This window comes from Oscillospiraceae bacterium (genome assembly GCA_025758045.1).
In the GTDB taxonomy this organism is placed as follows: Bacteria; Bacillota; Clostridia; order Oscillospirales; family Ruminococcaceae; genus Gemmiger.
Window position 1 is genome coordinate 2,261,956 of record CP107208.1, and the last position, 14,937, is coordinate 2,276,892.

The 14,937-nt window shown below is 58.8% G+C and carries 13 protein-coding genes and 1 riboswitch; of the genes, 7 read left to right on the forward strand and 6 right to left on the reverse strand.

Going from position 1 to position 14,937, the window contains the following annotated elements; translation table 11 throughout:
• Nucleotides 1-12 precede the first annotated feature (12 nt).
• Together OGM81_10560 and purE are read right to left on the reverse strand one after the other, a co-directional pair.
• Nucleotides 13-726 (reverse strand): phosphoribosylaminoimidazolesuccinocarboxamide synthase, encoded by a 714-nt coding sequence (locus OGM81_10560; GenBank protein ID UYJ42775.1) that lies wholly within the window; start codon nt 724-726, stop codon nt 13-15.
• A gap of 116 nt (nt 727-842) precedes the next feature.
• The gene (gene purE / locus OGM81_10565) at nt 843-1,340 is read right to left on the reverse strand and encodes a 5-(carboxyamino)imidazole ribonucleotide mutase (GenBank protein UYJ42776.1); all 498 of its coding nucleotides are present in this window, start codon (nt 1,338-1,340) and stop codon (nt 843-845) included.
• Between the two features lie 478 nt (nt 1,341-1,818).
• Between purE and OGM81_10570 the strand changes: the two genes are divergently transcribed.
• Entirely contained in the window at nt 1,819-2,310 is a 492-nt protein-coding gene (locus tag OGM81_10570) for a transporter (protein ID UYJ42777.1), read from the forward strand.
• Nucleotides 2,311-2,464: 154 nt separating this feature from the next.
• Here the strand turns inward: OGM81_10570 and OGM81_10575 are convergent, their stop codons facing one another.
• Entirely contained in the window at nt 2,465-4,900 is a 2,436-nt protein-coding gene (locus tag OGM81_10575) for a glycosyl transferase (protein ID UYJ42778.1), read from the reverse strand.
• 186 nt (nt 4,901-5,086) lie between these two features.
• On the reverse strand, nt 5,087-5,491 hold the full coding sequence (locus tag OGM81_10580) for a hypothetical protein (protein ID UYJ42779.1): 405 nt from the start codon (nt 5,489-5,491) through the stop codon (nt 5,087-5,089).
• On the opposite strand from OGM81_10580, the gene OGM81_10585 reads away from it, so the two are divergent.
• The 6 genes from OGM81_10585 to OGM81_10610 all read left to right on the forward strand — a co-directional run bounded on the left by OGM81_10585 (nt 5,472) and on the right by OGM81_10610 (nt 12,190).
• The gene (locus OGM81_10585) at nt 5,472-6,503 is read left to right on the forward strand and encodes a LacI family transcriptional regulator (protein ID UYJ42780.1); all 1,032 of its coding nucleotides are present in this window, start codon (nt 5,472-5,474) and stop codon (nt 6,501-6,503) included. The two genes, OGM81_10580 and OGM81_10585, sit on opposite strands and share 20 nt — an antisense overlap.
• Nucleotides 6,504-6,582: 79 nt before the next feature.
• Nucleotides 6,583-8,040, forward strand: a complete 1,458-nt coding sequence (locus OGM81_10590) for a carbohydrate ABC transporter substrate-binding protein (GenBank protein ID UYJ42781.1) — start codon at nt 6,583-6,585, stop codon at nt 8,038-8,040.
• A 143-nt stretch (nt 8,041-8,183) separates the two neighbouring features.
• Complete coding sequence (locus tag OGM81_10595; GenBank protein ID UYJ42782.1) at nt 8,184-9,161, forward strand: sugar ABC transporter permease; 978 nt, start codon at nt 8,184-8,186, stop codon at nt 9,159-9,161.
• A 79-nt stretch (nt 9,162-9,240) separates the two neighbouring features.
• Nucleotides 9,241-10,071, forward strand: coding sequence for a carbohydrate ABC transporter permease (locus tag OGM81_10600; GenBank protein UYJ44996.1), 831 nt, complete (start codon nt 9,241-9,243; stop codon nt 10,069-10,071).
• Between the two features lie 122 nt (nt 10,072-10,193).
• Complete coding sequence (locus OGM81_10605) at nt 10,194-11,549, forward strand: GH1 family beta-glucosidase (protein ID UYJ42783.1); 1,356 nt, start codon at nt 10,194-10,196, stop codon at nt 11,547-11,549.
• A gap of 14 nt (nt 11,550-11,563) precedes the next feature.
• Complete coding sequence (locus tag OGM81_10610) at nt 11,564-12,190, forward strand: type II secretion system GspH family protein (protein UYJ42784.1); 627 nt, start codon at nt 11,564-11,566, stop codon at nt 12,188-12,190.
• A 71-nt stretch (nt 12,191-12,261) separates the two neighbouring features.
• Here OGM81_10610 and OGM81_10615 read toward each other — a convergent pair whose 3' ends face one another.
• Both OGM81_10615 and OGM81_10620 read right to left on the reverse strand, forming a co-directional pair.
• Nucleotides 12,262-13,923 carry a formate--tetrahydrofolate ligase gene (locus OGM81_10615; protein UYJ42785.1) on the reverse strand — a complete coding sequence of 554 codons (1,662 nt, stop codon included), beginning with the start codon at nt 13,921-13,923 and terminating at the stop codon, nt 12,262-12,264.
• A gap of 58 nt (nt 13,924-13,981) precedes the next feature.
• Nucleotides 13,982-14,073, reverse strand: a riboswitch (ZMP/ZTP riboswitch).
• A gap of 74 nt (nt 14,074-14,147) precedes the next feature.
• The gene (locus OGM81_10620) at nt 14,148-14,936 is read right to left on the reverse strand and encodes a glycosyltransferase family 2 protein (GenBank protein ID UYJ42786.1); all 789 of its coding nucleotides are present in this window, start codon (nt 14,934-14,936) and stop codon (nt 14,148-14,150) included.
• Between the last annotated feature and the right edge of the window lies 1 nt (nt 14,937).

The window sequence follows — 14,937 nt, forward strand, 5'->3', positions numbered from 1 at the left end:
GTTTGCGGAAATTTAGCCCAGCAGGCGCTTCATAACTTCCTGGTAGGCATCAGCCTCGCCGCCCAGGTTGCGGCGGAACAGGTCCTTGTCCAGATGTGCGCCGGTGGTGGCATCCCAGAAACGGCAGGTGTCGGGGCTGATCTCGTCGGCCAGGATGATGGTGCCGTCGGACAGGCGGCCGAACTCGACCTTGAAGTCGATCAGGCGGATGTTGGCATCCAGCAGGATCTTCTTCAGGACTTCGTTGATCTTGAAGGCGTACTTGGTGATGGTATCGATCTCTTCCTGGGTGGCCAGGCCGAGAGCCAGGGCATAGTAGTGGTTGATGAACGGATCATGCAGGTCGTCGTTCTTGTAGCTGAACTCCAGGATGGGGGTCTTGAACTCGGTACCCTCGGGCACGCCCATGCGCAGGGTGAAGTGGCCGGCGGCGACGTTGCGGATGATGACCTCCAGGGGCACGATCTCAACCTTCTTTACAAAGGTGTCGCGGTCGTTGATCTCCTGCACATAGTGGGTGGGGATGCCCTCTTTCTCCAACTTCTGCATCAGGGCATTGGACAGCTTGTTGTTCACGATGCCCTTGTCGCGGATGGTGCCCTTCTTCTCGCCGTCACCGGCGGTGGCATCGTCCTTGTAGTGGACCATTACGATCTCGGGGTCGCTGGTAGCGAAAACCTGCTTGGCTTTGCCTTCGTACATCTGCTCTTTAACTTCGTAATTCATCGTAAAACGCTCCTTTTTATAGTTGTGTATTATAATAAGTAGCGGGCACTTTCATTGTACCCTGTTTTCAGACAATGTGCAAGAAAATTGTTGGGGCTTTGACACCTTTTTGTGCCTTACAGCGCGGCGGCCTCGGCGGCGATGGCAGCGTCCTTTTTGGCGATAGCGGCGGCGGTGTCCGCACGGAACTTGTCCAGCTTGGCGGCCAGGTCGTCATCAGCCACGGCAAGGATGGCCACGGCCAGGTAAGCGGCGTTCTTGGCGCCGTTCAGCGCTACGGTAGCCACCGGGAAACCGCTGGGCATCTGCACGGTGGCAAGCAATGCGTCCAGGCCGTCCAGGGCACCGCCCTTCATCGGGATGCCCACCACCGGCAGGGTGGTGTTGGCGGCAAAGGCACCGGCCAGATGGGCGGCCATGCCAGCCGCGCACAGGATAACGCCGTAACCATTGGCACGGGCGGACTTGGCAAAGTCAGCGGCGGCTTCGGGTGTGCGGTGGGCCGAGAGGATGTGTGCCTCAAACGGGATGCCGAAATCCTTGAGCACCGTGCAGGCAGATTTTACGACCGGCCAATCACTGTCCGACCCCATGATGATGGCAACTTTTTTCATGGTAAACTCCTTTCCCCAAAAAGCAAAAAGCGCAGTGCGGCCCGTATGGGTACACTGCGCTATACTTCTACTGCGATACCGGCAGGGTACAGGGAACCCGCGTGATGACTGCGATGCTGCATCGTGTACTGCACGTAAGCTCCCCCTTTACTGATAAGTCAGGAAAACCCTGTAAGAGTAGTGTAAAGCGTAGGAGAACAAATTGCAAGATGGGTTTGTCTTTTTCAGCCAAAAAACCACGAGGGTGAGTTTTGACCAGCGCTTTTTGTCATTTTTGATGGGGTTTGCGGGGCAAAGGTATGACTTTAACCGGACGATGCACCGGACACAGCACAGGCTATGGCACAGGCGATTATAATGTACGGCGGGCGTATACAGCACGGGCAGGGGAACGCCGCACGGGAAACTTTCTGTTGCCGTGGATGGGCGTTGTATGCTACAATACAAGCAGAATTTTTATGAAATGAGGAATTTCCCCATGTCTTTGAAGGATTACGAACCCCGCATTGCCAAAAGTGCGCTGCACCGCAAGGAAGAACACGTCAAGCAGGTCTTTCGCGACCAGGTGGCCGAGGCGGCCGGGCTGCTGGAAGTGGTGCTTTCGGCCATTGTGCTGGTAGCGCTGCTGCTGAGCGTGGCGCCCCTGCTGCAATTACTGCCGGGCCTGCTGACCCACGGCAACAGTGTGGAAGTGCGGGAGTTTTTGGAACGGGCGCTGGATATTGTCATCGGCATTGAGTTTATCAAGATGCTGGCCAAGCACAGCCCCGGCAGCGTGCTGGAAGTGCTGCTGTATGCCATCGCCCGCCACATGATCGTTGGCCATGAGGATGCCGTGCAGAACCTTGTCAGCGTGGGGGCGATTGCGCTGATCTTTATTATCCGCAAGTTCTTCTTCGTCCCTTCCTTCGGCCACAAAATGCCCGGCGGGGATTTAGCGCCGGATATTAAGGAAAAGGAGGAAGAATAAAAAAGTGTAGAGCATATTGCAGGGGCGCACAGTGTGCGCCCCTGCAATTGTTTTAAGTGTGCGACAGCGCTCCCCTTCTGGCGCTTCGCGCCATCTCCCCCGTATCGGGGAAGTCTGTCTCACAGAGGGAGCCTTTTTATTGCCTGCTAAAGGGTTACCCCATCACGACCCTGACCTGCACGGTGGTCCCGGCGGGGGCGGGGGAGAGGGTGTTAGTGGGGACGGGCTGGCCGTTTACCGTCATAGACGCAACGCCTTTTTCGGCGTGGGCGGTGTTGTTTACCGTAATTTCATACGTTGCCCCGCGCCAGACGCGGCGCAGGGTGAAGCCGTCCATCTCGTGGGGGAGACAGGGGTCAATTTTCAGCCCCGCCAGCGTGGGCTGGACGCCAAGGATGTACTGGCTCACATCCACAAAGGTCCAGGCGGCGGTGCCGGTCAGCCAGCTGTTTTTTGCTTCGCCAAAGGTGGCGGCGTCACAGCCTGCCACCATCTGGCTGTAGACGTAAGGCTCGGTGCGGTGGATCTCGCTGATGTCCTCGATGTAGGCAGGGCAGGTCTTTTTGTAAATCTCAAACGCCCGGTCGCCGTGGCCGACGACGGTCTCGGCACAGCTGACCCAGGGGTTGTTGTGGCAGAAGATGCCGGCGTTCTCCTTGTAGCCCGGGGGGTAGCTGGAAATTTCGCCCAGCTCCAGATGATATTTGGTATAAGCAGGCTGCAGCAAAACAATACCGTACTTGGTGTCCAGCCGGGTCTGTACGCTCTGCAGCGCGGTCACGGCCTCGCCGGTGTCCACGCCGATGCCCGCCATGACACACATGCCCTGGGGCTCGATGAAGATCTGGCCTTCCTCGCACTCCTGCCCGCCGACCACATGGCCGTAGGCATCGTAGGCACGGCGGAACCATTTGCCGTCCCACCCGGCGGTGAGGGCGGCATGTTCCATGCCGGCAACTTCTTTACGCACAGCGGCGGCTTCATCGGCATGGCCGGTGGCTTCAAGAATCTCGGCAAACTCGTTGCCGTATTTAACATACATACCTGCGATAAAAACGCTCTCGGCCACCGGGCCTTCGCTGGGGCCGGTGGTCTGGAAACTCTCGCCAGGCGTGTCGCTGAAGCAGTTCAGGTTCAGGCAGTCGTTCCAGTCGGCGCGGCCAATCAGCGGCAGGCCGTGGGGGCCTTTGTGGGTCGTCAGGTAGCCAAAGCTGCGGCGCAGGTGTTCCAGCAGCGGCTGGGCGAGGGTGTGGTCGTTGTCGAAGTCCACCTGCTCGTCCAAGATGCTCATGTCGCCGGTCTCGCCCAGGTAGGCATAGACGGCGGCGATCAGCCACAGCGGGTCATCGTTGAAGCCGGAGCCAACGTCCATGTTGCCCTTTTTGGTCAGCGGCTGGTACTGGTGGTAGGCGCTGCCGTCGGGGAACTGGGTGGCGGCGATGTCGAGAATACGCTCGCGGGCGCGGGCGGGGATGAGGTGCACAAAGCCCAGCAAGTCCTGGCAACTGTCCCGGAAACCCATGCCGCGGCCGGTGCCGCTCTCGTAGTAGCTGGCGGAACGGCTCATGTTGAAGGTGACCATGCACTGGTACTGGTTCCAGATATTCACCATACGGTCGAGCTTTTCGTCGCTGCTCCTGACCGCGTAGGTGGACAGCAGGTTGTTCCAGTGGGCGTGCAGCTTGGCCAGGGCTTCATCCACCTGCGCGTCGGTGGCATAGCGGGCCATCAGCTCATGGGCGCGGGTCTTGTTGATGACGCCGGGGGCGGCCCACTTTTCCTCCTGCGGGTTCTCGATGTAGCCCAGCATATAAATTAAGCTGCGGCTCTCGCCGGGGTTTAGCGTTACGTTGATTTGGTGTACGCCGACCGGTGCCCAGCCGTGGGCGACGGAGTTGGTGCAGGCACCTTTTTCCACCACTTCGGGGTTGGCATTGCTGCGCCAGGCACCCAAAAAAGCATCCCGGCTGGTGTCAAAGCCGTCTACCGGCGCGTTGACGGTGTACAGCGCGTAGTGGTCGCGGCGCTCGCGGTATTCGGTCTTGTGGTAGATCGTGCTGCCCTCCACCTCGACCTCACCGGTGGAGAAGTTGCGCTGGAAGTTGGTGGAATCGTCTACGGCGTTCCACAGACAGAACTCTACATAGCTGAATACAGTAAACGATTTCGGCGCGTCACTTTCGTTGGTCAGCACCAGACGGTCGATCTCGCAGTTGTCGCCCACGGGCACGAACAGCTCCAGCCGCGCAGCCAGCCTGTTCTTTTTGCCGGTGATGATGCTGTAACCCAGACCGTGGCGGCACTCGTAAAAATCCAGCTCGGTCTGGGTGGGCTGCCAGCCGGGGTTCCAGATGGTGCTGCCCTCTTTAATATAGTAATAGCGGCCGTTAGAATCCGCAGGTACGTTATTATACCGGTAGCGGGTGATGCGGCGGAGCTTAGCGTCCTTGTAAAAACTGTAGCCGCCCGCCGTGTGGGAGACAAGGCTAAAGAAAGCCTCGCAGCCCAGGTAGTTGATCCACGGCAGCGGCGTGCGCGGGGTGGTGATGACGTATTCCCGTGCGTCGTCGTCAAAGTGACCGAACTTCATAGAGATCCTCTCCTTACAAATGGGATGTCTGTTTATTGAAAAGTTCAAGTCGAAAACGATTAAGTTGTTACCTCTACAATAGCGCATTTCTTCGGCAATTGCAAGACTTAGGCATAAAAATAACGATGATTTGGCAAGTTCCACAATTTTGCCGGCTAAAATCTGGCACGAAAGCCCATCTATACCTTATTTATAATAGGGGCCGTGGGAGGGCGGGACCCGGAAACTTTCATGAACCGCCTGCAAAATCCCCGCAAAACACCCATACACCGCCAGCCTGGCACCCCCAAAACCGCCTGCTTTCACCCTGCCAGCGAAACCATAAGCAGCGCTTCCCTGCAAAATCACCCCGGATTTCGACAGAAATTCACGAAAACAGCAAACGAAACTGCCAAAAGACGGACTTCTGATTTTTGCAAAACGCCAAATCGTATCGATATGCACAAAAAAACGTGAAAAACGCTTGATTTTGTGGTTGACATGTTGTATAGTGAAGATGCGAAAACGATTAAGGGACGCAAAACCCAAACAAAGCGATCCAAACCAAACACATGACCGGGAGGTGGTACTCATGGCATCCATCAAGGACATCGCAAAAGCCTGCGGGGTCTCGGTAGCTACCGTGAGCAAGGCGCTGAACGGCCATAACGACATCAGCCAGGCCACCAAAGAGAAGGTCCGCGAGGCTGCCCGCCAGCTGGGGTACATGCCCAACAGCGCAGCCCGCGCCTTAAAGACCAACCGCACCTACAACCTGGGCGTCCTTTTTGTGGACGAAGCCCAGAGCGGCCTGACCCATGAGTTCTTCGCCGCCGTGCTGGACAGCTTCAAGCGCCACGCCGAGGGCAGGGGCTACGACATCACCTTTATCAACCACAACATTGGCCACAGCCATTCCAGTTACTTAGAGCATTGCCGCTACCGCGGCGTTGACGGTGTGATCGCCGCCTGCGTACAGTTTGACGACCCCGAGGTCGTGGAGCTGGCTTACAGCAATCTGCCGCTGGTCACGGTCGACCATGTGTTCAACAACCGGGCTGCGGTGCTCTCCGATAACGTGGACGGCATCCGCCAGCTGGTGGATCAGCTCACTGCCTTGGGGCATGAGCGCATCGCCTACATCCACGGCGAACAGCACAGCGCCGTTACCCAAAAGCGTCTGGTCGGTTTCTACCGCGCCTGCGCCGCCCACGGCATCACGGTGCCGGACGAATACGTCATCGCCGGTACCTACCGCGACGCCATCGGCTGCGCCAAGGCCACCCGCCAGCTGCTCAGCTTACCCCAGCGGCCCACGGCGATCCTGTTCCCGGACGACTTCTCCGCCATCGGCGGTGTGCAGGCCATCCGGGAGGAAGGGCTGCTGATCCCGCGGGACATCTCGGTAGCCGGTTACGACGGCAACCTCATCTCGCAGGTCATGTCGCCGCAGCTGACCACCTACCGCCAGGACACCGAGGCCATGGGCAAGGCCGCCGCCGAGCTGCTGATTGAGGAGATCGAATCCCCCCGCACCGCTTTGCCGGAGCAGCGGCTCATCGCCGGCAGCTTCGCCCGCGGAGAATCCATCGACACACCGCACCGCTGCCCCATTCCACTGTAAACAAGCCTGCATGCGCAGCGGGCTTATTAAAAAATGTAATTTCATGATCAAGTTTCTTTAAAAGGAGGAAAACATTATTATGAAAAAGGCACTCAGTTTACTGACCGCGACTGCTATGGCAGCCACCCTGCTCGCCGGATGCGGCTCAGGCGCCGCCAGCTCGTCCGCAGCACCTGCCGCTGACTCCACCTCTACCGATGCCAGCAGCACCGCCGCAGAACCCGCCGCCGATGATACCGCCGAGGAGGGCAAGGTCCTGAATATCTGGTGCTGGAACGACGAGTTCCAGTCCCGCTTCAACGATTACTACCCCGGCGTCGTCTCTGTGGCCGACGATAAGTCCACCACCGAACTGGACAACGGCGTGACCGTGAAATGGACCATCAACCCCAACGACAACAACAACTACCAGAACAAGCTGGACGAAGCCCTGCTGAAGCAGGACAGCGCCGCTGATGATGACAAGATCGACATCTTCCTGATCGAGGCTGACTACGCGCTGAAGTACGTCGACTCCGAGTACACGCTAGATGTCAAGGGCGACATCGGCCTGACCGATGACGACCTGAAGGACCAGTACCAGTACACCAAGGACATCGTCACCGTCGATGGCGTCCAGAAGGGCACCACCTGGCAGGCAACTCCGGGCCTGTTCGCCTACCGCCGCAGCATCGCCAAGAATGTGCTGGGCACCGATGACCCCACCGAAGTCCAGGCTGCGCTGAGCGATTGGGATAAGTTCAACGATGTGGCCAAGCAGGCCGCTGCCAAGGGCTACAAGATGCTCTCCGGCTACGATGATTCCTACCGCACCTTCTCCAACAACGTGTCCGCCGGTTGGGTGGACGGCACCACCGTCAAGGTCGACCCCAACATCATGAGCTGGGTCGATCAGACCAAGGATTACACCGACAACGGTTACAACAACAAGACCAGCCTGTGGAGCGACCAGTGGGCCGCTGACCAGGGTCCTTCCGGTAAGGTCTTCGGCTTCTTCTACTCCACTTGGGGCATCAACTTCACCCTGCTGGGCAACTCTCTTGAAACCCCGACTTCTGAGGGCGGCAAGGAAGAAGTTGGCAACGGCATCTACGGCGACTACGCAGTCTGCCAGGGTCCTCAGCCTTATTACTGGGGCGGCACCTGGATCTGCGCTGCTGCCGGCACCGATAACATCCCCACCATCAAGGACGTTATGCTGAAGCTGACCTGCGACTCCGACATCATGACCCAGATCACCAAGGATACCCAGGACTACACCAACTGCAAGAGCGCTATGGACGCCATCGCCGCCGATCCCGACTTCGGCTCCGACTTCCTGGGCGGCCAGAACCACATTGCTCTGTTCGCAGAGGTTGCACCTACCATCGATATGTCTAACGCCGGCCCCTATGACCAGGGCTGCAACGAGACCTTCCAGAGCTGCTTCAAGGATTACTTCGACGGCACCGTCGACATCGACACCGCAAAGCAGAACTTTGAGGATCAGATCAAGGTCAAGTATCCTGAGCTGACCAGCGTGGAATGGCCCGCATAAGTTGGGACTTACACCTGAACACGAAACCGTAAACGCCATGCCAGGGGCGGGGGAGAGACGCCCGCCCCTGGTTTTGTTTTAACAAATGACAAGGCTCTGCCCCCAGCAGGGCAATGCCCGTACAGCTAAGGAGGGCGAGACTTATGAAAACCAAGAAAAAAGGCATGAGCTACGCCAAATGGGGTTATATCTTCCTGGCGCCGTTCTTCATCACCTTTTTCATTTTCCAGTTCTGGCCGCTGGCTACCACCATCTACTATTCCTTCTTTGAGTATTTCCGCAGCGGCCTAAAAATCATCGGCCCTAACTTTGTTGGCTTGAAAAACTACGCTGCCATGATCAAAGAAGTGCCCAAGTACTTTGGCAACACGATGATCATGTGGCTGATGGGCTTTATCCCGCAGATCGTGGTCTCGCTGCTGCTGGCGGCCTGGTTCACCGACCTGCGGCTGAAACTAAAGTTCCAGGGGTTCTTCAAAACGGTCATCTACATGCCCAACCTGATTATGGCTTCGGCGTTTGCCATGCTGTTCTTTACGCTGTTTTCCAACGCCGAAACCGCGCCCATCAACTCCATCCTGCTCAAACTCGGCATCGTAAGCGAGCCGGTGCGCTGGCTATCCAACGTATGGACCGCCCGCGGGCTGGTGGGGCTGATGAACTTCCTGATGTGGTTCGGCAACACCACCATCATTTTGATGGCGGCCATCATGGGCGTTGACCCCGGCCTGTACGAGGCCGCCGAGCTGGACGGTGCCTCCTCGACCCAGATGTTCTGGAAGATCACCATCCCGCTCATCCGCCCGCTGCTGGTGTATACCCTCATCACCAGCCTGATCGGCGGCTTGCAGATGTTCGATGTACCGCAGGTTTTGACCAACGGCAAGGGCGACCCCAACGGCAGTACCAACACCATCATCATGTATCTGAACCAGCACCTTTACAGCAAAAACTACGGCACGGCCGGCGCTATCTCGGTGCTGATGTTCCTGCTTTGCGCGGTGCTTTGCGTCATCATCTACTTTACCCTTACCCAGGAGGATGACGGCCTGACCCGTGAGCAGCGCAAGGCCGAAAAAGCTCGTATCAAAGCAGCCAAGGCGGCTGCAAAGCATCATTAAGGAAGGAGCGTGAAAGAGTATGCCAAACGAGACCAAAACCGCAGCCACCAAGACCAAGGCAACGAAAATTCACGACCCTATGCTTACGCTGCAGCGTGCAGTTGCTTACATTGTGCTGTTTGTACTGTGCTTTGTCTGCCTGTTCTTCTTCTACGTGTTGATTGTAAACGCCACCCACAACAATTTTACCATCCAGCAGGGCTTTGACCCGCTGCCCCGCACCAGCTTCGGCACCAACTTCTACAACACCACCCACGATGCCAACGTGCCGATTCTGAGCGGCCTGCGCAACAGCCTGATTGTTTCGGCGGCCTGTGCGGCGCTGTCGGTCTATTTCAGCGCGCTGACGGCCTACGCCATCTACGCCTACGACTTCAAGCTGCGCAAGCTGGCGTTCACCGTCATCCTGCTTATCATGACGATGCCGACGCAGGTGTCGGCACTGGGCTTTCTGAATTTGATGGACAAGATGAAGCTGACCAACACCCTGTGGCCGCTGATTCTGCCCAGCATTGCCGCGCCCACCGTGTTCTTCTTCATGAAACAGTACATGGATTCCAGCCTGCCGCGGGATATTATCGATGCAGCGCGCATTGACGGCAGCGGTGAGTTCCACACCTTCAACGCGGTCATCCTGCCGATCCTCAAGCCTGCCATGGCGGTGCAGGCCATCTTCAGCTTTGTGGGCGCGTGGAACAACTACTTTATCCCGGCGCTGATCATCAACGACGCCAAGTGGAAGACGGTGCCCATCCTGGTTGCACAGCTGCGCAGCGCGGACTTCCTCAAGTTCGATATGGGCAAGGTGTACATGATGATCACCATCGCGATCTTGCCGGTTATGATCGTCTACCTGCTTCTCTCGAAATATATCGTGCGAGGGGTTGCATTGGGCAGCGTTAAGGGGTAAACTAATATTAAGCAGAGGTGCAGTGGCAACGCGCTGCACCTTTTTTGATTGTGCAGATACGTGTGGGGTACATCGCGCACCCCTACATCCTCGTTTTTATCAGCAACCAGAGGGAGAAGAATATGCCATTTCCAAAGAAATTTGTTTGGGGTGCGGCTACCGCATCCTATCAGATAGAGGGCGGCGCGTTTGAGGACGGGCGTGGGGCGTCCATCTGGGATACCTTCAGCCATACGCCGGGCAAGACCAAGGGCGGCGACACCGGCGACGTCGCCTGCGACAGCTACCACCGCTGGGCCGAGGATATGGAGCTGATGAAAGCCCTGCACCTGCAGGCCTACCGGTTTTCCATCGCCTGGCCGCGCATTTTCCCGGCAGGCACCGGCGCGGTGAACCCTGCTGGCCTTGCCTGGTACGACCGGTTTGTGGATGCGCTGCTGGCGGCGGGCATCGAGCCGTATGTGACGCTCTACCACTGGGACCTGCCCCAGGCATTGCAGGATAAGGGCGGCTGGCTGAACGCCGACACCGCCAGGGCCTTTGCCGTGTACGCTGCCACGGTGGCGGCACACTTTAAGGGACGTGTAAAATATTACTTTACCCTCAACGAGCCGCAGTGCAGCGTGGGGCTGGGCTACAGCGCGGGTGTGCATGCGCCGGGCTATAAACTGGACGATGCAGCGGTGTTTACTGCCTGGCATAACACGATCTATGCACACTGCCTGGCGGCGGATGCCATCCGAAAAGCCGACCCCGATGCCAAGGTGGGCATGGCCCCCACCGGGCGCATCTGCACCCCGGCCACTGACAGCCCCGCCGATATTGCCGCCGCCCGCGAAGCTACATTCGCCCTGGCGGACGGCGATTGGACCTTCACCTACACCCCGGCGCTGGACCCGGTGTGCGGCCGCGGCTGGCCCAAAATTGCGGGCGGGCAGGCCCAACGGGTGGTGGATGCCATCCCGCAGGAGCAGCTGGACGCCCTGCCGCTGGGACGGTTGGACTTTATCGGCATGAACATCTACAACTCCGTCGCGGTGCGGGCCGGAGCCGACGGCAAGCCGGAATTCTGCCCCCGCGCCGCCGGTCATCCGCGCACGGCCATCGGCTGGCCCATCACCCCCGAAGCCATGGAGTGGGGCCCGCGGTTCCTCCATGAGCGGTACGGCCTGCCCATCTTTATCACAGAGAACGGCCTTTCCTGCACCGACCGCATCCACCTGGACGGCAAGGTGCACGACCCGGAGCGCATCGACTTTACCCACCGCTACCTGCTTGCTCTGCGGCAGGGGATAGAGGCCGGGGCCGATGTGCAGGGTTACTTCCACTGGTCGCTGTTGGATAACTTTGAGTGGAGCGAGGGATACAACGAGCGGTTTGGCCTGGTGTATGTAGACTACCCCACCGGCACCCGCACCCCCAAGGACAGCGCGGCATGGTATAGGGAAACGATTGACGCCAACGGTGGCAACTTATAATGGAAAAGGTAATTATGAACAGAAAAAATAGACGGGGATTCACGCTGGTAGAATTGATCGTGGTGCTGGTGATCCTGGCAATTTTGGCGTCCCTGCTGATCCCGGCGCTGACAGGGTATGTGACCAAAGCAAAAAAGCAGGCGGTCATCACCGAAGCGCGGGATGTGTGGACGGCTTCGCAGGCTGCGCTGACCGAATGTTACGCCCTGTACCCGGAAAGCTTTAACGACAAAAGCAATTCCTGCAGATTTACCATTACCGTAAACGGCGTGACCTACAACAATGTGGGCCGCATCACAAACGGCGCACTGTACGCGATACAGAAAAACCCGAACGATAAGACAGAGGCGGGCAGCTCCAGCCGGAGAGCGGCCGCCCAGGTGCTGAAGTATCTGGAGAGCGACGGCAAAAATCCGCGCTATACCTTTGGCAACGGCAGCCTGATCAGCAGCGCTGTCAAGCCGAGCGCCTACTTTAAAAGTAAGCCTAAGAAAACGGACGTTATCATCCAGATCTTCCATACGAAGGAGGGGCAGATCGTAGCCATCAACTTTGCAAAGGATGGCTATATGGCAACCATTGTGCCGGGCCAGGAAACGACCTGCGAGTATGACGGAGCCTGTATTGCCTCCACGGGCTGAGATAAGAGAATAAAAACAGGCTCCCCTCATCACAAGGGGAGCCTTTGCTGTGCCTATTTATATTGTATAAATCAGAACAGGCCGGTGATCTTGCCGTTCACGTCCACGTCAATATCCATGGCGGCGGGGTGCTTGGGCAGGCCGGGCATCGTCATGATGCTGCCGCAGACGACGACCACGAAGCCGGCACCGGCGGAGAGCCGCACCTCGCGGACGTTGAGGGTGAAGCCATCCGGCGCACCGGTCAGCTTGGCGTTGTCGCTGAAGGAATACTGCGTCTTGGCGATGCAGACCGGCAGGTTGCCGTAGCCCAGGGCGGTCAGCTCGTCCAGCGTCTTTTTGGCGGCGGCACTGTAGCTGACACTGCCTGCACGGTAGATTTTCTTCGCCACAGCATCAATCTTATCGGTGAGCGGCGCGTCCAGTTCATAGGTGTATTTTACCTGGGCGTTATCGTCCAGAATCGACAGCACGGTTTCGGCCAGGGCCTTGCCGCCCTCGCCGCCCTTGGCGAACACCTCGCTCAACGCGCAGGGCACACCGGCCTTGGCGCAGACGTCGTAGATGACGGCCATCTCCTCCTCGGTGTCGGTGGGGAAGGCGTTGATGCCCACGCAGACCGGCAGGCCGAAGCCCTGCAAATTCTCGATGTGACGTGCCAGATTCACAGCGCCGGCCTTCACGGCCTCGGCGTTGGGTTTGCTCAGGTCGGGCTTGGCAACGCCGCCGTGGGATTTCAGCGCACGGACGGTAGCAACCAGCACCACAGCGGCGGGATGCAGCCCGGCCGCGCGGCACTTGATGTCCAGGAACTTCTCGGCGCCCAGGTCGGCACCGAAGCCTGCCTCGGTGATGACGTAGTCGGCCAGCTTCAGGCTCAGCTTGGTGGCAATGGCGCTGTTGCAGCCGTGGGCAATGTTGGCGAACGGGCCGCCGTGGATGATGGCGGGGTTGTTCTCCAGCGTCTGCACCAGGTTGGGGTCAAGGGCGTCCTTCAGCAGGGCGGTCATGGCACCGGCCGCGCCGATCTGGCTGGCGGTGACGGGCTGGCCATCGTAGGTGTAGGCGCAGACGATGCGGGACAGCCGCTCTTTCAGGTCGTTCAGGTCGGTGGCCAGGCAGAACACAGCCATGACCTCGCTGGCGACGGTGATGTCAAAGCCGTCCTCCCGCGGGGTGCCGTTGACCTTGCCGCCCAGGCCGTCCACGATGAACCGCAGCTGGCGGTCGTTCATGTCCATGCAGCGTTTCCAGGTGATGCGGCGGGGGTCGATGTTGAGCGGGTTGCCCTGCTGGATGGAGTTGTCGATCATGGCGGCCAGCAGGTTGTTGGCGGCACCGATGGCGTGGATGTCGCCGGTAAAGTGGAGGTTGATGTCCTCCATGGGCACGACCTGGGCGTAGCCGCCGCCGGCCGCGCCGCCCTTGATGCCGAACACGGGGCCCAGGGACGGCTCACGCAGGCAGAGCATCGTTTTTTTGCCCAGGGCGTTCATGGCGTCGGCCAGGCCCACGCTGGTGGTGGTCTTGCCTTCGCCGGCCGGGGTGGGGCTGATGGCGGTGACCAGGACCAGCTTGCCCTCGGGCTTGTCGGCCTTGGCCAGCAGGTGGTTCAGCTTGGCCTTGTAGTGGCCGTAGGGGATGACGTCCTCACCCTGCAGGCCCAGCTTGGCGGCAATTTCGGTGATGGGCTGCATTTTGGCGGCCTGGGCAATTTCGATGTCGCTCAACATTGTACGATTCCTCCGTTTTTTGTAAAAAAATAAAGGGCTGCACACACCATACTCCAGTGTATGCAGCCCAGACGGTCGGCTTAACAGCAAGGTGAAAATCCGCGTCCCCTGTGGTAACTCCACAAAACTCCGTCGGTCAGCGGCCTTGCGATATATTTACTGTAGCATAGGGGAGAAGGTTTGTCAAGGGGTACTCATTAAAGGCTCCCCTTTGAGGGGAGCCTTTAGACGCTCCCTTTCCCGCAGCCCCATTTTTTGAAGTACCGCCCCATGCTGACCAGCTGCATTTTGAACTTGCCCGCATCCCGCATGGGGGCGCGGTGCCAGGCGTGGACGGCGTGGAACTGAGGGGCCAGCCAGACGGTGCCCTCCCGCAGGACTTTCTGGGTCAGGTCGGCATCCTCGACATACATAAAATAGGCGGGGTCAAAGCCGCCGATCTTTTGCAGCACATCGGTGCGCACAGCCATAAAGCTGCCGGTGCAGAACTCGATGCGCCGGGGCACGGTCAAATCCTCGTCCTGCATGGTGTAGTGGTCGTCAGCTTTTTTGAACGCTCCACCGAACTTTGGTGCCAGCTGGCGGGCCAGCAGCAGCCAGGGCGTGGGCTTGCGCCGGGGCAGGTGCTGCAAGCGGCCGTCGGGGTAGTGCAGCTGCGGGGTGGCCATGGCCGCGCCAGGCTGGGCCAGCAGCCATTCGGCCATCGGCTGCAAAATATCCCCGGTCAGAACAATGTCGGGGTTTAAGATAAAATGCACGCTGCTATGCAGTTTACCAAGCACGGCGTTATGGCCGCGGCCAAAGCCGACGTTCTCCGGCAGGCAGAGCACCTGCACGCGGGGGTCGGCCCAATCGGTGCCGGCCAGCTGCTTGCCGCAGCCGTCGGGGCTGGCATTATCGACGATGTACAGTGTAAAATCCGGCGCGGGGGTAAAATGCAGGATGCTGCGCACCGCGGCGCAGACTTCCTCATAATCGCAATACGCCACAATACAGGCGGAAATGGTGGGCATG